Origin of the sequence: Marinomonas posidonica IVIA-Po-181 (assembly GCF_000214215.1) — a bacterium.
Classification (GTDB): domain Bacteria; phylum Pseudomonadota; class Gammaproteobacteria; order Pseudomonadales; family Marinomonadaceae; genus Marinomonas; species Marinomonas posidonica.
Map to the genome: position 1 here is coordinate 2,504,123 of NC_015559.1, position 24,201 is coordinate 2,528,323.

General features: G+C 43.3%; 26 protein-coding genes. 2 read left to right on the top strand and 24 right to left on the bottom strand.

The features are described 5' to 3' along the window. Nucleotides 1-51 precede the first annotated feature (51 nt). Nucleotides 52-897, bottom strand: a complete 846-nt coding sequence (locus MAR181_RS11625; protein ID WP_013796789.1) for a DUF1330 domain-containing protein — start codon at nt 895-897, stop codon at nt 52-54. Between the two features lie 93 nt (nt 898-990). Next, a complete protein-coding gene (locus MAR181_RS11630; RefSeq protein WP_013796790.1) occupies nt 991-1,902 on the bottom strand; it encodes a hypothetical protein in 912 nt (303 codons plus the stop codon). 723 nt (nt 1,903-2,625) lie between these two features. Between MAR181_RS11630 and MAR181_RS11635 the strand changes: the two genes are divergently transcribed. After that, nucleotides 2,626-3,201 carry a DoxX family protein gene (locus tag MAR181_RS11635; protein WP_013796791.1) on the top strand — a complete coding sequence of 192 codons (576 nt, stop codon included), beginning with the start codon at nt 2,626-2,628 and terminating at the stop codon, nt 3,199-3,201. Between the two features lie 331 nt (nt 3,202-3,532). On the opposite strand, the gene MAR181_RS11640 is transcribed toward MAR181_RS11635, so the two are convergent. The 13 genes from MAR181_RS11640 to MAR181_RS11700 all read right to left on the bottom strand — a co-directional run bounded on the left by MAR181_RS11640 (nt 3,533) and on the right by MAR181_RS11700 (nt 16,036). Next, nucleotides 3,533-3,886: a VOC family protein gene (locus MAR181_RS11640; protein WP_013796792.1), complete on the bottom strand. Its 354-nt coding sequence runs from the start codon at nt 3,884-3,886 to the stop codon at nt 3,533-3,535. A gap of 109 nt (nt 3,887-3,995) precedes the next feature. Further along, a complete protein-coding gene (locus tag MAR181_RS11645; protein ID WP_013796793.1) occupies nt 3,996-4,454 on the bottom strand; it encodes a hypothetical protein in 459 nt (152 codons plus the stop codon). A gap of 115 nt (nt 4,455-4,569) precedes the next feature. Next, a complete protein-coding gene (locus MAR181_RS11650) occupies nt 4,570-5,010 on the bottom strand; it encodes an acetyltransferase (protein WP_013796794.1) in 441 nt (146 codons plus the stop codon). A gap of 125 nt (nt 5,011-5,135) precedes the next feature. Further along, the gene (locus MAR181_RS11655; protein WP_013796795.1) at nt 5,136-5,426 is read right to left on the bottom strand and encodes a hypothetical protein; all 291 of its coding nucleotides are present in this window, start codon (nt 5,424-5,426) and stop codon (nt 5,136-5,138) included. Nucleotides 5,427-5,498: 72 nt separating this feature from the next. After that, nucleotides 5,499-6,245: an alpha/beta hydrolase gene (locus MAR181_RS11660; protein WP_013796796.1), complete on the bottom strand. Its 747-nt coding sequence runs from the start codon at nt 6,243-6,245 to the stop codon at nt 5,499-5,501. 86 nt (nt 6,246-6,331) lie between these two features. Next, on the bottom strand, nt 6,332-7,021 hold the full coding sequence (locus MAR181_RS11665; RefSeq protein WP_013796797.1) for a DUF4145 domain-containing protein: 690 nt from the start codon (nt 7,019-7,021) through the stop codon (nt 6,332-6,334). Nucleotides 7,022-7,510: 489 nt separating this feature from the next. After that, nucleotides 7,511-8,347 (bottom strand): hypothetical protein, encoded by an 837-nt coding sequence (locus tag MAR181_RS11670; RefSeq protein WP_013796799.1) that lies wholly within the window; start codon nt 8,345-8,347, stop codon nt 7,511-7,513. 119 nt (nt 8,348-8,466) lie between these two features. Beyond that, nucleotides 8,467-8,703 carry a hypothetical protein gene (locus MAR181_RS11675; protein WP_013796800.1) on the bottom strand — a complete coding sequence of 79 codons (237 nt, stop codon included), beginning with the start codon at nt 8,701-8,703 and terminating at the stop codon, nt 8,467-8,469. Between the two features lie 1,024 nt (nt 8,704-9,727). Continuing rightward, the gene (locus MAR181_RS11680) at nt 9,728-11,383 is read right to left on the bottom strand and encodes an amino acid ABC transporter ATP-binding/permease protein (RefSeq protein ID WP_013796801.1); all 1,656 of its coding nucleotides are present in this window, start codon (nt 11,381-11,383) and stop codon (nt 9,728-9,730) included. Then, nucleotides 11,367-13,103 carry a thiol reductant ABC exporter subunit CydD gene (cydD, locus tag MAR181_RS11685; RefSeq protein WP_013796802.1) on the bottom strand — a complete coding sequence of 579 codons (1,737 nt, stop codon included), beginning with the start codon at nt 13,101-13,103 and terminating at the stop codon, nt 11,367-11,369. The genes MAR181_RS11680 and cydD overlap by 17 nt, the downstream gene beginning before the upstream one ends. A 5-nt stretch (nt 13,104-13,108) precedes the next feature. Then, entirely contained in the window at nt 13,109-13,219 is a 111-nt protein-coding gene (cydX, locus tag MAR181_RS11690) for a cytochrome bd-I oxidase subunit CydX (protein WP_013796803.1), read from the bottom strand. Nucleotides 13,220-13,323: 104 nt separating this feature from the next. Beyond that, nucleotides 13,324-14,460: a cytochrome d ubiquinol oxidase subunit II gene (gene cydB, locus MAR181_RS11695; protein ID WP_013796804.1), complete on the bottom strand. Its 1,137-nt coding sequence runs from the start codon at nt 14,458-14,460 to the stop codon at nt 13,324-13,326. Between the two features lies 1 nt (nt 14,461). Further along, complete coding sequence (locus MAR181_RS11700; protein WP_013796805.1) at nt 14,462-16,036, bottom strand: cytochrome ubiquinol oxidase subunit I; 1,575 nt, start codon at nt 16,034-16,036, stop codon at nt 14,462-14,464. Between the two features lie 328 nt (nt 16,037-16,364). Here MAR181_RS11700 and MAR181_RS11705 point away from each other — a divergent pair, with 328 nt between their 5' ends. Next, nucleotides 16,365-17,270 carry an alpha/beta fold hydrolase gene (locus tag MAR181_RS11705; RefSeq protein WP_013796806.1) on the top strand — a complete coding sequence of 302 codons (906 nt, stop codon included), beginning with the start codon at nt 16,365-16,367 and terminating at the stop codon, nt 17,268-17,270. On the opposite strand, the gene MAR181_RS11710 is transcribed toward MAR181_RS11705, so the two are convergent. From MAR181_RS11710 to MAR181_RS11750, 9 genes are all read right to left on the bottom strand, one after another. Beyond that, nucleotides 17,248-18,108, bottom strand: a complete 861-nt coding sequence (locus tag MAR181_RS11710; RefSeq protein WP_013796807.1) for a TauD/TfdA dioxygenase family protein — start codon at nt 18,106-18,108, stop codon at nt 17,248-17,250. The two genes, MAR181_RS11705 and MAR181_RS11710, sit on opposite strands and share 23 nt — an antisense overlap. Nucleotides 18,109-18,371: 263 nt before the next feature. Further along, nucleotides 18,372-19,646: an O-acetylhomoserine aminocarboxypropyltransferase/cysteine synthase family protein gene (locus MAR181_RS11715; RefSeq protein WP_013796808.1), complete on the bottom strand. Its 1,275-nt coding sequence runs from the start codon at nt 19,644-19,646 to the stop codon at nt 18,372-18,374. A gap of 206 nt (nt 19,647-19,852) precedes the next feature. Next, complete coding sequence (locus MAR181_RS11720) at nt 19,853-20,206, bottom strand: hypothetical protein (RefSeq protein WP_013796809.1); 354 nt, start codon at nt 20,204-20,206, stop codon at nt 19,853-19,855. Nucleotides 20,207-20,271: 65 nt separating this feature from the next. Next, a complete protein-coding gene (locus tag MAR181_RS11725; protein WP_171810320.1) occupies nt 20,272-21,387 on the bottom strand; it encodes a serine hydrolase domain-containing protein in 1,116 nt (371 codons plus the stop codon). Nucleotides 21,388-21,458: 71 nt separating this feature from the next. After that, complete coding sequence (locus tag MAR181_RS11730; RefSeq protein ID WP_013796811.1) at nt 21,459-21,890, bottom strand: BLUF domain-containing protein; 432 nt, start codon at nt 21,888-21,890, stop codon at nt 21,459-21,461. Between the two features lie 184 nt (nt 21,891-22,074). Next, on the bottom strand, nt 22,075-22,389 hold the full coding sequence (locus MAR181_RS11735; protein ID WP_013796812.1) for a 4a-hydroxytetrahydrobiopterin dehydratase: 315 nt from the start codon (nt 22,387-22,389) through the stop codon (nt 22,075-22,077). 63 nt (nt 22,390-22,452) lie between these two features. After that, complete coding sequence (locus tag MAR181_RS11740; RefSeq protein ID WP_013796813.1) at nt 22,453-22,818, bottom strand: hypothetical protein; 366 nt, start codon at nt 22,816-22,818, stop codon at nt 22,453-22,455. Between the two features lie 212 nt (nt 22,819-23,030). Beyond that, the gene (locus tag MAR181_RS11745; protein WP_013796814.1) at nt 23,031-23,447 is read right to left on the bottom strand and encodes a hypothetical protein; all 417 of its coding nucleotides are present in this window, start codon (nt 23,445-23,447) and stop codon (nt 23,031-23,033) included. A 116-nt stretch (nt 23,448-23,563) separates the two neighbouring features. Next, nucleotides 23,564-24,049, bottom strand: coding sequence for a GNAT family N-acetyltransferase (locus tag MAR181_RS11750; protein WP_013796815.1), 486 nt, complete (start codon nt 24,047-24,049; stop codon nt 23,564-23,566). Nucleotides 24,050-24,201: the final 152 nt, after the last annotated feature.

Sequence of the window (24,201 nt, forward strand, 5' to 3'; positions counted from 1 at the left end):
CACCGGAAAATTTGGAGCGCAGCGAGTAGTTTTTCCGAGTACAGCAACTTGTTAGGCTTCTTTGCCCATGAAAATTGCTACACGCTCAAGCCCTGCATCGCGGTGGACTTCACCTTTGTGAAATTCTTCGCTTTCAATCATGGCTAGAAGGTTACGACGCTGAGGATAACGAACAAATATAAAATGATCCCAATGCTCTGCTAGCATACAATCCTTGTGACCGCCGAATAAACAAATTGGCTTTCCACCATAAACTGGGTATGCCCCTCTTCTCAGCAATTCAAAACCTGCAATTTTGGAATAGCGATCATAGGCTTCCTTTCCGCTGACATTTTTACTGTCTTCGTTGAAACCTCTGTACTCGGCGACCGGCTTATATTTATTTAGATTGTAAACAAAGAGTGTCTCGTCAAGATTTTGGGCTCTTGCTACTTCCATTTGCTTGTCATCTGGCCAAACAGCAATATTTTCAGCGCTCCAATTAGCGCTAGGTGTACCTTTATCGGTAGTCCCTTTGAACAACCGAATAAGCCATGATATCCATTTGACCATATGAAAAACAATCGATGGTTCCGGCTTAATTGCTAAGATGACATGCTCAACACAAAACCGTTCTAGAGCACCACCGAAGGCGGATAAGAAATTGAGTCCCTCTTGTAATGAGGAAAATTCGTCGATCAGAATTTCATCTACCAACATCCCTTCTCGAGCAACTGGGTCAGCCTTAACTCGATATAACCTTTTGCCACTAAAGCTATGCTCAGTTTCGTTCAGCCATTTATTGTAGTCATCAATATCTCTAACTTTCAGATGATAGACAAAAGACAAGCGACTTACCCCTTCCTTTTCTATGGCTTTACAGCATGATTCCTTATCTAGTGTAGTAAATATGTGCATTGATTTTCCCTGATGATGCCTAACGCCCGCCATCAACAACTAGGCTGTCCAAGGTACGCAGTGGCTCTGCTACATGGCCTTGTTATGCTTACACTACTCAGAATACAGGTATTTCGCAGCTGCTTTACCCATATTTTTATAGTCGTGTCCAACACCTTGAACTATATAGATGTTCCAATTGGATTTAACATTAAGGCTAGAAGCTAACTCTTTTGATTTTTTAAAAAAATGCTTTCCACGACTCAAACGATAAGTGCCTTGAATATCTATTTGTGGATTTCTTACAAGGTGACCGCGAGTTTCATGTTCATTGTCTAGCTCTCCAAGAAAAATAGTAAGCTTTGACTTGAAAGCAGGACGTATTTTCTCTTGTGTAGAGATACCTTTACCAAGTCCATAAGGGAAGTCTTCGTTGAAAGTAGGAACTGTATACCAACCAGAATTTGACGCTAAAATTCGATTAGCTTTGTTTTTAGTATCAAATAAAGCAAATCGATGCAATATTTGACCACCTGCAGAGTGTCCGAACATATCATATTGTTTTGCGGTTAAACTAAGTTCAGAAATTGAGTAATTAAAAATCCTATCAAAATCACTAAAAATCCATTCATTGGGATCAAATACAACTTTATAGCCTACTACAGCAGTTTTAGCTTTATTGATTTTTACATCAGAAAGCATTCTTCCAATGTTGTAATTCCAAAACCTCGGGTAAGACTTTTCAGAATAACTAGGAGATAAAATCAACACATTGTATTTTTCTGAGGCTTCAACCCATGAGTCACGATAGCTCCTTCCATTTCTTCCAGACCCAGGAATGACAATAAGTACTTTAGTGTTTTGATTATGGGAAATAGGTAGATGATAATAAATATCTATCTTTTTTTCAGTATGACCCGTACCACCTTCAATTGTGAATTTACCAGATCCTAAATTGATACTTTCATTCACCGCTAATCCATATGAAGAAAAGAAAATAATTATAATGGATATAAAATATTTCAAACCTACTCCTTGATTTTGATTGTAAGCATAACAATTAAGGGTTATACGGCGGCGCAGCCGCAATTATAACTGTCTGTTGAACTGCCGCGTCTTTATATAAGGGATTTGCTTTTTTCATGATGCGACCTCCCTGTGTCTTTGCGGTGTGTTTTCGAACGCTCTTGTCCCTAAATCAGGTTAAGAAGACTCTTTTTTTATCGTCCATCTCAGTAGTTTTACCTATATCGGCGGCGGTGGCAAGCCTACCCTCAGAACCTTTCACCTGATCATGGTTTCTCTGTTACTTGACTAATTACACTACCGAGCGCCGATTAGTCTGACCTGAGTCGCTTTCGTTTCCAACAATTTGATGCAACTTAAGGAAGGTACGAATAAGTCTACTAAACCTCAGTCTTTCAGAGAAATTGTCAAATAAGGCGCGACTCTGAAGGAATGTAGGTACCTTTCAAAGAGTCGCAACGCAGTAGGACGTTTTCTCTGGAAGACCCATAGGGCAAGGTCTAAAAGCCTGTATTACTCAAACACAGTTTACATATCCATCATATTTTTAGGCCAACTTCGGCCTTTTTTAAGCACCTTAATAATCAGATTAAACCTTATTACGAAATCAAAAAACATTTTAAAACTATAAATTGTATCTATGACTTTTGATTTGAATCAGTATGTTTCCGAAGGCTAAGTGCTAATCTCATTACGAGTATTAATCATTAAGGAAGGAAGGATATGTCTAACGTATCAATATTTCAGAGTAACGAGGAACGTTTGTTTTTGCCAATTATGAGTACTTTATATAATCAGTTTGCCCAACCATATGGATGGTTAATATTCCGTATTATCTTTGGGGGAATGTTGGTTATTGAAGGCTGGCCAAAAATTCTCGACCCTTTCGCTCAAGTCGGTTTTGTCGAACATCTTGGGTTTTATCCAGGTTGGTTGTGGTCGCCTTTATTGGCGGTTATGCAGTTTTTTGGAGGGATGTTTATTGTTGCAGGTTTGCTTACTCGACCTGTTGCAATCGCCAATGCCGTGATGTTGGCAATCACTTTGTGGTTTCACTTTGCGCACCCTTTTGGTCATGCGTTTTTAACACCAGCAGGCATAGAAGCTCTTCAAGCAGGTAGCGATTTTTTCACACCAGAAGGTATTTCAAGATTGAGTGATGGGGGCGTTAAATTTCTGCATTTAGTGCAACTAAAAGCCTATCTAGCCTCTCTATTTTGGACTGTGGGAACATTACTGATTGCGGCTTTTGGTGGTGGCTATTTCTCTATAGATCGTCTGATGAAGAAGCAATTTTAATTTATTATCACGACAATTATTTAGCCTGTTAACGGCCCTACCGTTTTCATAGAAAGACTCCCTATTGGATTGGGTCTTTCTATGAAAAACGTTAAATATTTTTATTTATAACAATTAAATATTCTCAGATTAATAATTTTCCTATATTTACTTTTATTGTAGGCCTTAGCTTTCTACTTTGAGAAAATAACATGTAAAAAACTAAAGATCTGGAATTTAATATTTTTTAGCCCCCTTAACCTTATTTAAAAAATCAAACATACTAACAGACACCCACTGCATAGAATCACGAAAATTTTTCAGCCCTACAATCAAATCTTTAAACGCTTTATTATGTGGTTGTCCCACGTAGACCGATTAAGTTTCCAAAGGGATCTTCGAGTTGGCACATAGAGAGTCCACTTTCGATCTCCATTAGACCACGATATAAAGATGCTCCAAGAGCTTCGAAACGAGATAATGCAACAGATAAGTCACTCACAGACCAATAGAGTACAGTTCCCTTTTTACCCTCAGAAACCTTGTCATCAGATTGAACGATTTCAAGAGAAAACCCGTTTACATCGAGTACCATGAAATCAAAGTCTGGAAGATGAGTTGGAACAGCTTCTGGAAACGCTTGCTGATACCACTGAAGCCCTGTCTCCACATCGGGGACATAAACAAGAACTGCTACTGGGATCATAGCTCCTCCCTGCCAAATAACGCCACATTAAGCGGCTGATAATAGTTGGCTAAAATTAGTGAGGCACGAGCAAAAACCAGCTGTTTTTTTGTCCTGCTGAAATGACTTGTTATGAGTTAACTTGCTCAATATGACGGCAAATATTCCAATATAATAATGACGACAAGACAAGAAATGGAATTACATCGATGTAATTTGTTGCTACTTCTTCATAACTATAAGCATATTCATAATAAATTATATATGAAACCAAAAGTGGAATTAAATAAATTAAAAATCGAATCAAAACAACAAAACTTATGGAAAAATATTTACCCAGAAAATCATTTCCGCTACTAGAACCATTAGCCTTATAAGCGAATACAGTTCCTACTAATACAATTAGAATATTTAAAAAACTATCAACATAGTCCCATAGGTTAGCATTTTCAATTGGCATATACATTACCAGTTCAAGACCAATAGCACTGAAAACAAAGTAAATTACAAAGTAAATAAACCGTTCTTTTTCACTAAAATTATCTGCGCGAATATCATTTTTTAATGCTTCAATGTTCCAAAAATACACTAGGCTATCCTTAACTCATAACGCCCGCCTCAACTGCCGGAGGCCAATGGCGCCTTTTTTGCAGAACCACCGCAAAAAAGCTGACAGTGGCCGGAGGTCAGATTGCAGGCGCTTGTTAAATTTTGGTCAGCTCCATGTGCAGTAGTGGGTATGGTTTGCCCTGACCATCTAGTGGTGACCGGCCAACTACACTAAACCCAACACGCTCATAAAAGCCTAAGGCTTGTTTATTTTGTTCGTTTACATCAACTTTCGTAGCGCCCTGATGATTAACTGCATAGTCAGTTAATTGAGAACCTACTCCGCTACCTCGAGTTTCTGGTGAAATAAACAGCATTTCAATATTGCCTTCATGAACGCCACAGAACCCTAGAATTTTATCATTTTTATCTTTGGCACATTTAAGATCAACGGCATCAAAATAATGCTCTAAAATCAAAGGCTTTAAGGTAACAATATCTTCTTCTTGCAAGAAATCATGAGTTGCTCGAACAGAAGCCTCCCAAATTTCTATGAGTGTTGCATAATCTGTTTTTTCTACGTTCTCAATATTCATAACTAAACTCGAATAGAAATTTAACGCCCTGTTAAGGGGCTGATAATGTTTGGCTAAAATGTGTAGCGAAGCGAAACCGAGCCAAACTTTAGCAGTCCTGCCTTAAACAGCTTGTTATGTTTTACTTATATACCGCTGTGAGTCACTATTAAAATGATAAATGCGGTAGCAAAAACACCACACATTACTAAAGTCTTAATGCCCGCCATTATATGATTTTTTGCACCTTTTAGCTTAAACGATCTCAACCAAGTTAAGACAATTGCCACTACAAAAACTGCCAAAGCCACATATACAAAATAACGGCCGTGAGAAAAATAAAAATTAGCAGTAACTGGATTAAATAAAAGCGCTGTAGTGATTGAGCAAAGAGCAAAACCTAATACTGCTAAAAATTTATCAACTCTATAATCCATCACGATATTCTCGTAAAACATAACGCTTACAGCAGAGGCGCGAGCTTGCGAGCGTCCTGCTGCCTGTTTTTGTTAGGCTTTGCCGGACGAGCCACAAACTGCACTATTTAAATAACTTTTTACCAAGCCTAAAATTTCCTTCTTTAACCAGGAAGGTCCATGATCTGACATATCATTGTGCTTCGACTCTGTTATTTTTACGACGCAACTGCTATAGAGCTCTCTTTCGCTATCAGTCGGCAAGACTCCCTTGTCAGCAGAAAAATCACCACCTCGGATAGATAGAATACCAATATTTTTAGATCGCGGTAGAGGTACTCGCCTATGATCTAAGGTGATGATTGATTTAATATAGGGCCTCCCTTCATTCCCAAGCCATGCAGAAATATCGCCACCGTTCGAGTGGCCAACTAACAGCAAGGCCCCAAAGTCATAGTTTAGAAAACGAGGTTGAAGTTCACCCCATAGAAACTCAAGTGTAGTAGCCCCCCTAGCCCAGTTCTCACTTCTTGTCTCATATAGGTTTCCTTCTATAGATAACGGCGGGTCTTGCGGAAGTTCATGAGCTACAGCAACTACAAGGTAACCTAGCTCATTAAGCTGTTTGGCCAAGAATGAGTACCTTGTATGAGAAACGCCGTATCCAGCGCTGAGAAATGCCACAGAACATTTTAGCTCCATGCTGCAACTCTTTTTATCAACTGGATAAGATATATTTATCGGAATATTTCTTTCTCTCGATTTGTCGTAGATAATTTCTGCCTGTACCGATTCTACCCAGAACATTACAACAGCTAAAATTACTTTCAAATACTTCATTATTTCCCTGAACGCCTAACGCCCAAAGCAGCGGCGCGCGTTAGCGCGTCCAGCCCGAAGGGCGATGCTGCCTTTGCTTGTTATATTTATTGCGATTTCTCTGCCTTTTTCTTTTCAGCAACGCCAACTATAGTTTGAAGCCTTTGCTGCCTTTCAAATCTCGCCACGTACCAATCTTGAATCAACGACTCAATTAACCCGATTAATAAACCAGCTTCATTGGAGTCAACATCAATAATTAAATTGATATCCTTCTCCATATGGGCACCGATATTACCAATGCTGCGCACTGCATCAATAGCATCCCAAGTTAGCGGATCCACTTTTTCTTTTATCGCGTTAATTTCGTGAAATAGTGTTTTTTCTTTCACGTTGAAGAAATCGCGAATCATGCCCTGCAAGCACCTCCGAGAGAGTGTTGCAGATGCTTTAGGGCTAAGATCTCTTATGAGACAGGCCTCTTCATAATCTGAGGTGATAGCTTGAGGTATGTAATCAGGAAATTGCTTTGATTCGGACTGCGGCTTCAATGACCACTTTAGTAGAGGTTCACCTTCTGGCCCCCAATCATTACCTAACCAGCGCCATAAAAATAGCTGTGCAGAAATTGTATATTCTTTACAGTCAGAATTTGGGCAAGTAATTAGTGATGTATGAAGAGCAATTTTTTCGTCCTTTGAGTTCTTATCGACGACATGGAATTTTCCTGAGAAATTCGACGAGGTAATCGTCGCACTTCTATCACAATATGGGCAGTGCCAACTAAAATCCTGCACGATTTCTCCTTAAATATAACGTCTCACTAAGAAGCAAAACAGTTTGTTTGGGCCGGTTGTTGCGTCGTTTGCAAGAACCGGTACAACTCTGTTTTGTCTGACTTCAGTGACTTGTTAGCTGGCAACCATCCGAGCGCACAATTTAATGCTACCTCTTAAAGTTACCGCCAAAACCGCACCAAAGCAGAATTCCACAGTGAAACAATTTTTAATTAATAATTCATGGTTCATTATTAACAGACGAACCTCGACTTTTCAAAACTAAATAATGGTAAGCCAACGATTTACTTTATTAGCCTACATTTGCAAAACGAACCGAGGATAAATTTCAAACTAGGGAATGATGGAAATAATGCTGATACTTGGTGCAGAATACATTCCATTGTTTGAACAAAAAACCTTAACCTATCTTTGCCACGCTAACGCCCGCAACAGCGGAATATTAGGAGCGCAGCGAGTAATTTTTCCGACTGCTTGCGCTTGTTAAAGCTAAGCCATCTTTCGCTCAATCATTCTTATTCTTTCAATCGCATGGCGAGTCAAATCACCTTCATCATCGATGAGACCATGCATCTCAAGATCCCTTATAGCTTCTCGGGGAAGATCATTTTTTAACTTTCTGAAAATATTTCTATAACTTGATAAAGGTGATTTCAACGAGATTTCCGGATCTCTTACATCAGAAAAACGCCTAACCAAATATTGAAGCACTTCAAAAGGACCCTCTCCATGTTTCATTTCGTTCATATGCATGATTTTTTGTAGGCGTCTTGCCTCTAATTTTGATTCTTCAAGGTCCCGGTTTAGCATTTCCATGTGCTCAAAAAGTGCTGTTTTCTCGCTTTCTACGAGATGTGCTTTTTGTGCAAGTTCTTCTAGAGTTTTACGCTGTTCAGCCTCTTTTTTCTTAATTTCTTCATTCTCTTTTTCGATTTCCTCCATGGCTTTAGCGGAGTCAAAAGGTAGTTTATCAAATCGATCTCGGATACCTGTGTACCCTTCATCTAAGTGCCTCAGTCTCTCTCCAAACCCTGCTTCCATTCGGCCTAATATTTCTGAGACATCCTTTGTAAATGCGTATGAATTATCATAGAAGCGATTACTAGTGTCTGTAGCCTTAAAGTAAAAAGCTACTGATAAAGCAATAGCAAAGAATGCGACTAACATTGAAAGCAAATCAGTAAACCCAAATTCTTTAATATTAAGTGACAAGTCAATGCTGAATAGTTTGTACGAAAGGACACCAAAAAATATTAATACGACTAAATCCCTTACATTCCTTAACGACAATATTGACGGTATATTCTCTTTAGCTTTATCAGTCACTTATTTTCTCCTTGGTATTGTTCGCTTTAACGCTTTGCTAAGCGGTAAATAATGGTTGGCTATAATCGCGAAGCGATGGCCAACTGTTATTTTTCCGTTTGAGCAACTTGCTATACAACTTATTTAATTTCGTAAATTGCTTGAGATGCACTCATGAACTTATGAATTTTATTACCTTTAATCTCAAACTCAGCTTGAGACGCACTCATATACTTATGAATACGATTACCTTTGATTTGATATACAGGTTGTGACGCTCTCATATATTCATGAATTTTATCACCACGAATTTCATAAATAGCTTGGCTTGCGCTCATGTACTTATAAATTCTTTTTCCATCATATTCAGTTGACATAAACACATATCCTTAGAGTTGTATAACATTTTAATAGTGCGCATGCGCGTTTAGACAACTCAAAGACTTTACCAATACCTTTATAAATAACTGATAAAAAAAGTTTTTATCAAGATATCAACAAAATCCAAAACTGGAAAAACGAGCATACGCGTTTACACATTTATCCACAGCTCGTTATTTTTGCTGCGGATATTCTTATCCATTGATACTAAAAGACTTTTTATTTTTCTACCAGCGCAAACGCGCAATACTGTGATTATTTTTTAGACAAAACGAGCCAATCATGGGAAAACATGAGGAAACGAACAAGAGACTTGGTTTGGTAAAAATGAACTTGTCTGATTACGCTACGTTGATCGCTCCATTCGCAACCTCAAACAATGTATGACTGAAAAAAGAGATAATGAGTTTCTTGAGATAATCCTCGACACGCTTTTTATGCAGTGAAGGATTGCGCGAAAGGATTGAAGCGATTTTTTGCGTTTTTCTATATATAGTTTTGCGGCGCTAGACAAAAGTTACCCGCCTAGCAGGGCGGAAAAATGCACCTCAAACAAAGCCAATCAGAGGAAACAAACTATCTAGCACAGTAAAAACCCATCCTAGCCCTCCCCTTGAAAAACTTTCCTTTCAAAGAGAATGGGAAGGAACACAAAATTTAGTTTGGTATAAAACACTTTTAAACGTAAAAAGAGGCTATTAGCTCCTCAGCAGAAATCAGTTCGACGCGATCCTGATTGCGCGACCTTATGGTCTCCCCAACTCAGTAACCGACAGTCCGTTTCCAAGAATAAAAGCCATTCAACACCTTACGATAGAGAACTCTGTGCAGATATAGAAAGTGTCAAAAAGAAACGAGCCCTTATGATTCTGAAAAAGATCTTTTGGTTACTTTTGCATCGTTTGGCAAAAGTTACCCGCCTAGCAGGGCGGAAAAATGCCCCCCCACCCAAAGCCAATCAGAAGCAACCAAACCACTCTCGGGAAAAACGAAACCCTCCTCTTAATAAGGGGAAGGAAGTTACAACTCAATGACTCTCGCCCCAGCCGACAATGGACTATCAATATGACTCACAAGTATCAGCATCTCTGGTTTGTAGTCATTATCCAAAGCATGACAAATGCGCTCAATCGTCGCCTTGTCTAAGCCATCAAAGGGTTCGTCCAACAACAATAAAGGTGCACTGCGTAATAACAGCCTAGCCAAAACCAAACGCTTACGCTGTCCACCAGAAAGGTCACGACCTTGTGAACTGAGTAAGGTACCGAGTCCGTTTTCTAAGCCACGTACCCAATCCGAAAGCGCTACCGCGTCGAGTACTGCCCACATGTCTTCGTCCGAGGCTTGTGGGTTCCCCAGCCGTAAGTTGGCCGCGATGCTTTGTTGAAAGACATAAGGCGATTGCGGCAAGTAGCTAATGTGTTGTTGAAACCCGGTATTGTCGTAGAGTTCACAAGCTTGCTGATTCACATAAGCCTTGCCACTGGCCATGCAATCGCCTGCAATGGAAGCCAACAGGGTTGATTTGCCTGTGCCGCTTGCTCCACGCAACCAAAGGCGATCCCCTGATTGCATCTGGAAATCAATGGGCTGATTGCCCAGTCCGCTCTCGATATGAAAACCACGCCACTCAGTTAACGACAATTGAGTAAGGGATGCCATTGCATGCGAGACTCTAGCGGATGCGGGTTGCTGTAGTTGATTTAATCGGCGTAACCCAACTTGTGACTGACCTTGCGCCACAAAAGACTGCACCAATGGCAAGACCAATTCATTGACCGCCAATAATGCCAATATTAAGCCAACCACCCAAGTACCCTGCACACCTTGCTTTAAATGCCAGACTCCGCTTTGCAGAGAAAAATCCCCTAGCAACCAGAATACACTGGCCAATAAGACGATGGTGACCAGATACCCCAGTAAACGCCCTAAACTAACCGCTTGCTGTATGGCAAATTCCATGCGACGTTGGCGTTCATCAAGCTGCTCTAAACGTGCCGCATAATCTTGCCAGTGCCCTCGAATAGTCAAGGTCACTAAAGCGGAGAATAAGCTGACAAATCGACTGCGACGATGCACACCCAATATCTGTCCAACATGCACCGCATGACTGGCCATACGACCACACAAATACGGCAGTAAGACTAAATGCCATATGGCGCAAACCGCCAACGGCCAAAGTAAGCTTGGGGAGATACAATACACCAACAGACTTACCCCAAGATAACCAAGCAAAGCGTACAACCAAGGTAGAAACACCACCAGCGGCCAGCGAATGATTTGATCAAGGTCGCTCACCAAGCGTTGCAATAAATCGCCACGGCTTTGTGTGTGTACGCTTGCTGTCTGCTTAGCCACTCGTTGGTCCCAAACCCACAGACGTAAGATCCGTAATAACCCCAGTAGATGATTGTGCGCTGTGACCTGTTCACCATAGCGGCCTGCCGTTCGTAAAATGGCAAGTCCACGTACGATGGCCCCCGGGGTCAGATAATTGAAGACCAATGCACTGCCCATGGCCGTTGCTAACCCTGCTGCCGAAATAAACCAACCCGACACCCCCAACAAGGCGACGCCGGCGACACTGGCCGCAACGCCTGTCAACACAGGAATAATAAAGCCCCAAGGGTTGGCTAATAGAAGCCCACGCAAGCTCAACTTAGACGACTTGTTCATGCAGACCTCCGTGCTCTAACACCCAATGCTTATCGGCCCAATGTATAGGATGAGTGTCATGACTGACCATCAATAATGTCTTACCTTGTGAGACTTTTTCTAAGGTTTCCAGCACCGCGTCGGCCGTCTCTGTGTCCAGACCAGAACAAGGCTCGTCTAACAACCACACCTCAGCCTTAGACAACATGGCGCGGGCAATGGATAGACGTTGCATTTGCCCACCTGACAAGCCGCTGCCCAGTTCTGTTAAAGGTGTGTCTAACCCCTTTGGCAACGCCTTGATAAAGGCCTCGCACTGACTGTCTCGCAAGGCTGCTTGTATGGCACTGTCACTCGGTGGTGTGATGCCTAGTAAGAGGTTACGACGAATGCTGCCGTTGACCCATTCTGGGGTTTGCGGTAACCAAGCTAGCTTGCTTCGCCAAATGCTTAGGTCCAGTTGATCGAATGGTTTTCCTTTGACAAACAACTGGCCTTGATAGCCTTCTTCAAAGCCCAGCAATAAGTGCAGTAAACTGGATTTACCCACACCAGAGACTCCGCTCAACCACACTCGTTCACCTTGCTGAATGTCCGCCGTAATCGGCGCAAGGCGCTGACGGCCCGTTTCATGCCAAGCCAGTTGATAAAACGACAAATAAGACAATTGCACGCTACTTGGTGTGTATTCTGTTGTCACAACCTGAGCCTTCTGAACCGACAAAGGCGTGTTCAAAATACTCATCAGGTCGGTCGCGGCGGCCTCGGCCTTTTGTTTGGCGTGGTAATCATTGCCCAGCTGACGCAATGGCAGATAAAACTCCGGCGCTAGTAATAATAGAAACATGGCTTGCGTTAAGGTCACTGGCGCAACACCAACCTGCCAAGGAAGGATTTCCAACAGCCCTAAACCTAAATACAAGGCAATCATGGCAATGGCGAGCGAGGCAAACAACTCTAAAGTCGCCGTTGATAGGAAGGCCAATAACAGCACACCCATGGTGGTTTTTTGATACACCTGAGCACTGTAGGACAAACGCTCTCGCGCTTCGCCGGTGCGATCCAAGCGTTTTAGCTCAGCCAATCCCTGACTAAGGTCCATAAACTGATTCGACAGCATGGCCAACACGTTAAATTGACGACGGTTGGCTTGAGCGGCTTTATGACCGACAAAAATCATAAACACAATCACCAAAGGGGCGGTGATCATAAACACCCAAAAGGCAACCCAAGACACAGGGATGACAGACAGTAAAATCACACATGGAATCAGCGTCACCATAAAAACTTGTGGCTTGTAACGACTGTAATAATCGTCCAACGCGTCCACTTGTTCGTACACTCGCGTGGATAAGGCCGCGTCTTCTTCAATGCGCAAACGCGCTGGGCCAAGTTGTGTGAGATGGGAAATCAATTTGTGCCGTAAGCCATAGCGAATGTGTCGACTGGCAGACGCACAAACGCGCTCTCGACCATAATTAGCCAGAGCGCGCAGTAGCAAAGCAAATAACGCCAACATCAGGAAGAAGATAGAAAACTCTTGGCTTAGTACCATGTCCGAAAAGACATTGGCAAAAGCCCAGGCTTGAAGCACCAACGCCACAGCAAACAGCGCTCCGAACCCTTGCGCAAGCCGATAACGTTTCGCTTGCTGGTTCGCCAAATCCCCCAGAAACATCGCTTCGGGGGGTTTCACTCGTGTCGCTTTTTTAGCGCGGGAGACTTCGTTACTTCCTGCCATAAACGTTAGTGTTGCTCCTCTTCACCTTCGTAACCATTAAACTCTAACCATACGGCATTAATAATACCGAAAGAGCAGGCCAATAAAATGCCTAGAATCCAAGCAAAATACCACATGATGCATTCTCCTGTGTGATGACTTGGTGAAGCGCTTAGCGCCTCACCTTATCAATCATAATTGTTGTTTATACTTTAGCCTTTTTGACTTTTGGTCTTATTGGCTAGTACAAAGAGTGTTTGTTGTTTTCAATGTGTTCTTTATTCAAACGACCATACATGACGATGTAGCTCCACAAGGTATAGCCCAGTACGATTGGCACAAAGATGCAAGCCACAACAAACATGATCATCATGGTGTTCTCACTAGAGGTCGCATCCCACATAGTCAAACTCATGCTTGGAAAGCTTGAAGATGGCATTAAGAATGGGAACATAGAACCGCCCGCCGTCACTATGATGCCCGCGATGCCCAATGATGAACTCAAGAAAGCCAATCCACCTTTACGTTTCAGACCCGCCAAGGCCGCCATTAACATACCGGCAACGCCGATCACTGGAGCCAAAATCAAAGCCGGTACTTTAGTGTAATTTGCCAACCAAGCGCCGGATTGCACTTCAGCGGTTTTCATTAATGGCGTCATGGCTTCATTACCATTCACCACACTGGTAATCACATAGCCATCAATACCATAGGCTAACCAAACGCCCGCCAAGATGAAGATGACTGCTGCAAGGAACCCAGTCACCGCTGTCGACATACCAGACTTACGCAATAGCTCACCTTCGGTCTTCATCAACAACCAAGCACCGCCTTGAGTCACTAGCATCATCAAGCTAACCAAACCACATAGAATCGCAAAAGGGTTTAGCAAGGCAAAGAAAGAACCGGTGTAAGTCACCCGTAGGTATTCATCAAACTGGAATGGCACCCCTTGAAACAGGTTACCGAACGCCACACCGAAAATGATTGGTGGTACCGCTGAACCAAATACAATGCCCCAGTCCCAGCTATTACGCCATTTAGAGCTCTCTAATTTTGAACGGTAGTCAAAGCCAATAGGACGAAAGAACAAGGCCGCTAACACCAACATCATGGCAAAGTAAAAACCTGAGAAGGACGTTGCGTATACTACAGGCCAAGCGGCAAATAAGGCACCACCTGCGGTAATGAACCACACTTGGTTACCGTCCCAATGAGGCGCGATGGAATTGATCATGATACGACGCTCAGCATCGTTACCACCGATCACTTTCAACAAGCTCCCCACGCCCATGTCAAAGCCATCTGTTACCGAGAAGCCAATCAGCAAAACACCGACCAACACCCACCAAATGATTTTTAATAATTCGTAATCCATCTTATACCCCTTGCTTCAACTGATCGGCTTCTTGTTCAAGAGCGTAACGTCCAGTATGTAGACTGGAAGGCCCTTGCTTCGAAAAACGAATCATCAAGTACATCTCTGCCACTAAGAAGGCGGTGTACAGAACGGTGAAACCAATGATAGTGAGCCAGATTTCTCCAGCAGTAAGATTGGACACTGCGACGTGAACTGGCAATACCTCACCAATCGCCCAGGGTTGACGACCATATTCGGCAATAAACCAACCTGTCTCGCAAGCAATCCAAGGCAATGGCAAGCTCATCACGAACAGCTTCAGCAAGGTACGGTTCTGACCAATACGGCGACGGGCATTCTGGTAGAAAGCCACCGCAAACATCAACAGCATTAGGAAGCCACACGCCACCATGATGCGGAATGAGAAGAACAAAGGCGCGACTTTTGGAATGGAATACTCGACTGCCATATCGATGTCTTCTGGCGTAACACGGTTAATGTCTTCATTAAACGCGGTCACCAAGAGACCATAGCCGAGGTCGTCTTTCACTTTATCAAAGTTTTCCAGCACCAATGGGTCTTCATTACCGTTACGCAGTTCTTCAAGTAACTGGTTGGCATAGATGCCATTAATAATGCGCTGACGGTTATGCTCTTTCAGATCTTTAATGCCCATCACTTCTTCGTCTAAAGAACGAGTGGCAATTAAGCCCATTAAGCCTGGTATGTGCAACGCAAACTCCGTCTCTTCAAGCTCTTGGTTAGGGAAGCCAATAACAGTGAAAGGCGCTGGCGCTTCGTGGGTTTCCCACTCGGCTTCAACCGCTGCCAATTTCACTTTTTGCACTTCACCCAACTCGTAACCTGACTCATCACCCAAGATGATAACGCTCAACACAGACGCCAAACCAAACGCTGAAGCAATGGCAAAAGAACGACGTGCAAACGCAAGATCACGCCCTTTCAGCAGATAGTAGCTGGAAATCGCTAGGACAAATACGGCACCCGTGGTGTAACCGGCGGATACAGTGTGAACAAACTTCACTTGCGCCACAGGATTCAATAATAGAGCACCGAAATCCACCAATTCCATTCGCATGGTTTCGTAGTTGAATGCAGAGCCCACTGGGTTTTGCATCCAACCGTTGGCAATCAAGATCCATAATGCCGATAAGTTAGAACCCAATGCCACCAGCCAAGTCACCATTAAGTGCTTAACCTTGCTCAAACGGTCCCAACCGAAGAAGAACAAGCCGACCAAAGTTGACTCTAAGAAGAAGGCCATCAAGCCTTCAATGGCAAGGGGTGCGCCGAAAATGTCACCCACATAATGAGAGTAGTATGACCAGTTAGTTCCGAACTGAAACTCCATTGTCAAACCTGTTGTGACCCCCAAGGCAAAGTTAATTCCGAACAACTTGCCCCAGAACTTCACCATGTCTTTGTAAATTTGCTTGCCCGTGATCACATAAACTGACTCCATGATCGCAAGCAAAAAGGACATCCCCAATGTCAAAGGGACAAACAAAAAGTGGTACAGCGCAGTAAGAGCAAACTGAAACCGCGATAAATCCACTACAGCTTCGTTAATCATATGACTTCAACCCATTCATTTGATTGAGAAAAAGGCGTTTGTCGACACATTCTGGCACAGTGTTCTTTTTATCTAACGCCCACCGAAGCCCCAAAAATGAGATCAGGGCTTACTATAAGAATGGATTATGATTGCTGTTGAATTTTGAAACATTGCTGTAGATCAATATAAAGAGATTGAAAGCAATAAGCAGGAAAGACGCCTCTATGAAAGTAAAGAACAATGCTTATTGTTAATGATGATGTACAATCTCTAACTTTATCGAACAAGTGGTCGCGGATGACCCTTACTTTTTGCTAATGCATTTTTGCAATACGGAAATCAATTCATGAAGGCCTTTTTAAACCTATTTGCTTTTTTACGTCTGATGACATTCGTATCATTAGCTGGCTTATTACTGGCTTGTGAACAAAGTACGGATGCGCCCAAAAATACCAACTTGACACAACAGGTCACGAACAATCCGGAAGGTGTGCAAAACCACCTACTCTATATGGAAGGCCCCAATGGCGACTTTAAACTCCACTATGCCAGCAGTGATCGCTCCCTAACCCCGAAAGATACGCTGGTGTTTATTCACGACTCTGGGGAAGATTCGTCAAGTTTTCGACGCTACTTTCAGGCTGACAACGTCAAACAAAAATACCGTTTAATCGCCTTGGACCGTCCTGGTTGGGGCAAGTCCACTTATGCAGGAGAATTTCCAAGTCGCTTGGAAATGCAGTCTCAAATGCTGGCCCCAGTGATCCAGAACATCTGGGAGCGTAATGGCAAAGATAAAATTCTGTTAGCTGGCAATGGTTATGGTGGTGCTTTGGCTTCTCTACTTGCGGCCGAGTACCCAGATTTTGTACGTGGGGTAATCTTGATCAATGCCACACTCACGAGCGAACAGATCCACGCCGCATGGTACGCACCGGCATTAAGATGGCTTCCTAGATTTCTCTTTTCTGAATCATGGCGACGTGAACAACTGGAGCAAGTCGACTTGGAACAGAGCTTGAGCCAAGCAAAGGATCAGCTTGCTAACCTAACCCAACCTGTTGGCTGGTTACAAACGGTTGTCGCTGAATCTGCTCATCCAGGAAGTTACATGCGTTTAGCCAAGAGTTTGTTTCAGCAGGCCGACATTCATTTGACCTTGATTGAAGAAACCGACAAAAAACTACATCAACACCACCCAGAACAAGTGATGAGAGCGGTGCAGGCCATCAATCTTCACAGCCGTTATTAACCGCGATGCCAGCGAATACGGGATCCCCTTTTACCGTCACTCGATGCAAACGTCTTGGTTCATCACCATAATCAGTGACGGCAAAGTGCTGAGTCACTCGATTATCCCAAATCGCCACCGAGCCTTGTTGCCAAGCAAAGCGCACCTGATATTTCTCTTGTCGAGCCTTAGCAAAGAGAGTCGCTAGCCGCTGCTGACTGGCTTGCTCTGTCATGCCTTCTATCGCGCGGGTAAATTGTTCATTGATAAACAACATCTCTTGCTGAGTTTCTGGGTGGGTTTGTCTGATAGGTCGAAGCTGAGGTGGAAATTCTTGTGCACGCTGGCGAATCACACTGTCGCCCTTCTCATCCTGATGATCATAACGACTGCCTGCAAACGCATGTAAAGCATGAATGCCGTTCAATGACCGCAATTCCGCTTGCTCCGCCGATGATAAATCAGACCATACCGCCGCCATATCACACCAAATTGTATCGCCACCCTGCTGTGGCACGTATTGCGCGTGCAAGATGGAACATGTTGGCGGCACACTTTGCCAAGTCATGTCCGTATGCCAATAACTTTTACCGGGCGGATTACCACGAGCCGTTTCAATCACCACAACACGATTATCTTCCTGCAAGTGCGGAAAAAACGGATGCGCGGCTTCCAGTTCACCAAAGCGCTCAGCCAGTGCCAAATGCTCATTTACCGTCAATGCTTGATCATGGAAGAACAGCACCTTGTGCTGCAAAAACGCCTGATATAAAACGCCAAATTCAGCCTCGGATAACGCCGACAAAACAACGCCTTCGACTAAGGCCCCAATGCTTGGGCTTAAGGGAACAATCTTCATAACCACCTTAGGGTATTCGCCATAGGATCAACAAGATGCCATTAGCAACACACCATCCCACAAAAACCTCTAACAAAGCCATCCAAGCCCTCCCCAAAGACATCAATATAAAGAGGCAATTCAGTGCGTAGTGAAAGGAAGTATGGAAACAGTCTGCTCTAACACTTATGGATTAGACGTACTAAAGAGAAAGTTATGACAGTAAATAAGACAAAGCGGCCGTTTTCATTAAAAGGCCGCCTTGTCTCATGCTTTACATTGGATTAGCTCACCGCTTCAAGAGCTTGACGCACATCGGCAATAATGTCATCAATGTTTTCGATGCCAACAGAAATACGCACTAGATCTTTGCTAACACCTGCTTTCGCCAGTTCTTCATCGTTCAACTGTCGGTGAGTTGTCGACGCCGGATGACACGCTAAAGATTTCGCATCACCAATGTTCACAAGACGCAGGATCATCTGTAGAGCATCAATGAATTGAGTACCAGCGGCCAAACCACCTTTGATGCCAAAACTCAGTACCCCAGACGCTTTGCCACTGGTAATGCGTTGACTGATTCCATGGTACTGATTGTCTGGTAAGCCTGCGTAGTTCACCCAGCTGACTTTCTCATGTGATTGCAGGTAGTCGGCCAATTTCTCAGCGTTAGAGCAATGGCGTTCCATACGTAATCCAAGGGTTTCAAGACCTTGCATAATCAAGAAAGCACTGTGAGGCGAAAGCGCTGCGCCAGTATTACGAAGTGGCACTACGCGACAGCGACCAATGTAAGCCGCCGCGCCTAATGCTTCGGTATAAACCACATCATGATAAGAAGGGTCTGGCTCATTCAACATAGGGAAACGGGCTTTATTGGCCACCCAGTCAAACTGACCAGAATCGACGATAATGCCACCGACCGTTGTACCGTGACCGCCAATGTATTTGGTTAGAGAATGCACCACAATATGTGCGCCCAATTCAAACGGACGACATAAAAATGGCGTGGCCACTGTGTTATCAACAATCAGCGGAATACCGTGTTTGTTGGCAATTTTTGCTAAAGCTTCAATATCAACAATGTTGCCAGCAGGGTTACCAATGGATTCACAAAAAATCGCGCGGGTATTGTCATCAATGGCGGCTTCAAAACCGTCAAAATCATCTGCTGACACCATACGAGCTTCAATGCCTTGACGCGGGAAACTGTGAGCAAACAAGTTATAAGTTCCGCCATACAGCTGGCTGGTGCTGACAAAGTTACTGCCCACATCGCAAATACACTGCAACGCATACGTGATGGCCGCCATACCAGAAGCGACCGCCAAGGACGCAATGCCACCTTCCATTGCCGCCACACGTTGCTCAAGCACGTCTGTGGTTGGGTTCATGATACGTGTGTAAATATTACCTTGAACTTTTAAGTCAAACAGATCCGCGCCGTGCTGAGTATCATCAAAGGTATAAGATGTGGTTTGATAAATAGGTACTGCGGCGGCTTTGGTAGTGTCTTCGGAGGTGTAACCATGGTGAAGAGCAAGTGATTCTAACTTCATATCTTATTGCCTGTTGTTATTAGGGTGAAATTAATAGTACGCATAACGGAAGATAGGATAAAGAGGAAAGCGTTCAACTTAGTGTGAATCCGTCTAATAACGGCATAGGCGTGCAAAGCAAGGCCGCTTGTTTAATCCTCGCTTTACTGGCCTATTGTTTTCTAACAAGTCATTATTAAAGGCCTCTCTATTAAAAGCGACTTCTACTAGATAACGCGAAAACCGACCTCTTTCACTTCTTGACCCATTTGTTGAATCGAGTAGCAAGCCAATACTTCGCCCTCGACCTTGGTACTGGTTTGTTTCCATACCAAAATGGCCACTTCGCCACGGCGTAAAATGGTGAGTAACTGCCATTCTGGATCCAAACTGGTCAAAAATTCGCTTTTCTGCCACTGAGCTTCGACATTCTTTCTGTTATCTGGATCGTATAATTCTTCGTCCGTTTGATATTTTGAGAATAGTGTCCAATCCTTAGCATTTGACCCCTTGATCACGTCATCAATCATCGGCTTGGCAATGCTAAAAATATCTTCGTCAGTTTTTTCCGTTATCTTCATAATATCTACCTTGATGTTTCCTTTTATCATCAATGATGGCTTTGTTAACGTCAAGCCCGACTGCGCTATTGTAAAACCGCTTTGGTAATATCGACCCCCAATGACGTCACATCACGGCCTTGGTTAGACAAAATCAGCACACTGATTTTGTGCTCAGGATCGATTGCCAGAAATGAGGCGTAGCCGGCAAGCAAACCGTTGTGCCACAGAGGTGAGTGTTTACCAAACATTTTTTGGGTAATGCTCGGCCCCACCCAACCTAGATTCACTCCATTTTGGCTAAACTGCATCAGCTGTAGTCTTGCCGCAATAGACTGGCTGTCTTCTAGCTTACTTGCTGATAATTTACTGTCTTGGAAATTGGCTCGGATAAAAGCCATCATGTCTTGCCCAGTGGAATAGAAAGCGCCAGCCCCCGCCAAAGCATTGAATGTCCAAGGCTCGGTTTTATTTCCTTGCGCATCATACCCAGTGATTAAATGAGGTCGAATCCTATCGTCGATTGTGATGCCAGTATTGGACATATTCAGGGGTTGCAATAGCCCTTCTTTAGCAAGCTCTTGCAGGGATTGCCCGGTCAGTCGCTCCATAATGTGAGCCAACAAGCCCATGCCATAATTCGAGTAATCAAACTGCCCTGCTGGCCGCATCCCTTCTGTGGTGGCCAGATAATCAAACACATCTCGCTCATCAATATGGTGGTAAGGATTATCCATTATGTGATGACGACCAACAGCGGCCTCTATTTTATCCAACAGTACTTGCGGAACGCGAGGCAGACCGGACGTATGGGTCGCTAATTGATACAGGGTAATACCTTTGGCTTGTGCTGATAAGGGAATCTGATCTCCGATCAATTCTTCAAGAGAACGAGACAAAGGAATGCCTGCTTGCTCACTCCACACAGCCAATATAGCAGTGGTGAGTAACTTACTGACGGAGGCAATTTGAAACACACTAGACGCGTCCGGTGGGGACTCTCCATAGCCTTTAAACGTGCTTTCCCCTTCTCGATAGACACCAACTAACAGGGAAGTCGAATCATAGTTTTTTAGGTACTTTTTTACCTTCAGGTCCAACGCTGAAGACAATACCAATCCATCCGTAGTTTGAGTCAAAACAGACGAAGAAGGCGGTAACGAAAGACCCAAAGAGCTTGCTATACGGCTAAGCCAAGACAAGGAATTCACCTTGCTATCTCTCCTTATTATTTAACGAATTCTCTGATAATAACCAATCTTGGTTTCGTTCATTATGAATCTTGCATGGCTTTCAGTATTTCCATTTTAATATCCAACAATAGTGCAAAAGCGCCTTCTGGTGACATACGATAAGGATCAAACTGATCATTTGGGCTGTATTTATAAAACAATTCAGACAGGGTTTGAGTGTTTTGCAAATAGCCCATATGCCACTCAGAAAATGATCGGATCGCTATGTGTTGATAATCAAGAATCTCAATTCGTTGATGCCGTGGATCACGAGCAATACGATGGTATATCTCGTTAACATGCTCACGAGAGCCCTCAAGGCACTGTAAAAAATACTGGCGGTTAAAAGACAGCATGCCTGTCACATACTGCTTCGCATTATTTCGTTCAGCAGATGACAATATCTGCTTAATGTCATTCGAAGAAAATGTCTCACTGATGGTACTAGCATAAAGCAAACGAACTAGGCTCATAACACTCCTTATGATAGGCAAATGATTAACATGGATCATGTAATAATCTAGACCACTTCTAAAAGAGTGCAAGAATTCCGGACTGATTCATACTCGAATACCTCACCAGACGATACCATTTACCCTCCTCAGAAGACATAACGACCCTTTATCAGCAGAAATTTGGCGCTTCGGTCTTAGCGCATCAAGCTGACATAAAAGAAGCGGCACATGCATCCATCCACTTAGCTAGGTCAGCGTCTTTGTCTGAAATGCCAGACACATCGTGCGTGGTCAGCTGGACTTTAACCTTACTGTATACATTGAACCATTCAGGGTGATGGTTCATTTTCTCCGCATGCAAGGCCACCATAGACATAAAGCCAAACGCCGAGACAAAATCCGTAAACACAAACTGCTTGGTGATTTTACCCTCTGCTAAATGCCAGCCTTCATAGTGTCGATTGAGTTCCTCAAGAAGTGCTTGGATTTGAGCTTGATCATACTTTGTCACTTGCATCCTACTCACCTTGTTGTTGATTCATTCATTATAAGTAACAACTTACGGCAATCTGGGCATACATTAATCTACTCTGCCAATGCCAACAAAGCCGACCATGCGAGAAATTAACTCGCCCTCATACTCAACAAAATATTGCCCGTATTGAACCTGTTGGTTCCCGTCAGGCCCGACACCACTAAAAGCCACCACAGCCCGCGTCATATTGCCTGTGATATCCGACGAGACTAGGTTAGCCGACCAACCTGGGGCATTCGCACTGAACATTCCGATATAATGATTTAACTCAATAGGACCTATGACGGCCTCTGGCGTACGTGGATCAAGGTATTCAACCTCGTTTGTCACCGCACTTTCCACCTGTACCAAACGCGCTTCGGCATCTGTCACTTGCCAAGCGTCAAAAAATTTCGCAATCACCTCTGTCATACTGACCTCCTTTCTCGATCACATGGAACCATAAGGGTTAGCAAAAAAAGCCAATAAAGTATAGACGGCTATTTGGTTTGAGAGAGTATGGTTTGCACTTCTGAAGAAATTAAACACTGAAAGCATTAGTCAGCTTGAATGTTTGCGTTTATGTGCTGCTTCTTACCTGAAAAAACCCCATTCAAAGCCTCAATCGCCCTTGGCTGGGTTTGTTAAGCATTCTGGTTTGACCACTTCTGGTAAATCAGACCGATTAACACTCCGTAAATACCAAACTGTAAAAATAGATAAAAACTTTCCATTAGCACGAAGCTTACAGGGTTATGAATAGAGTGTTTCGCCACAAATGCCAGTACATGCGATGTCCAAAAGAAAATCCCCATGAATAAAGAATAGGTGAAACCGCGAACAGGACCCTTAGCGGAAAATTTTACGAATGGGTACAGGAAAGATAAAAAAGCGCCTTGAATAAGGATAGTAGCAAAACCCAATAAAAAACTAGGCTCACCCTGGAAATAGCCAAAACTCTTATATTTTTCTTCGAACATTAGAACATGCCAAACAACGGCAAGCGGGAAAGTAATTAGTGTATAAGCTAATGTTCCAAACATAACAGGTTTAACATTCATAGCGATATACCTTTGGATGCATAATGCTTTGCTAAGAGGCAAATGTGAACCTCGCTGAGCAAAACCCTATGAAGATTTATCCTAACCGCGTTTTTGCGGTGACCTTTGGTGATTTGTTATGTTCGTAGCCATTTATGCATAACATAACTATCCACTAACCCTAGCTGAGCATGCTGATATGCCTTAGGGATTGTTCCTATAATATTGAACCCCAGTTTCTCCCAAAGCTTTACCGCTACTTCGTTTGTAGAAACCACGCTGTTAAATTGCATAGCGTCAAAACCGAGCTCTAACGCCGTTCGCTGTGAATGCTCGCACATAAGACGAGCAATGCCCTTACCTCTAGCCTCAGCTGAAACCATATACCCACAGTTGCATATATGCTTGCTTGGCCCCATAGCGTTTGGCTTAATGTAGTAAGTGCCCAAAATGATGTCATTTTCAACAAAAACATACGCTTTTAGTGGTGTTTCACACCAGAGATCATAGGCCTGATCTAACGTCATATTTGGCTCAAAGGCATAGGTTTCTTGAGCCTGAATAATCGCCGAAAACGTTGGCCAAAATGACTCAAAATCTGATTTAGTCAGTTCTCTAATCATCAATGATCTCCTAGCTGATAATGCCTGCAACCCACGTGAGCTTTGGTTGCAGTGCTTGCTTGTGTCAGGTTTCTATAAAATCACTTCTCTTGAGCCTGCTTTACCCCAAACCAAGACTTCATAACGTCTTAAACCAGGAACAAAGTATGGAT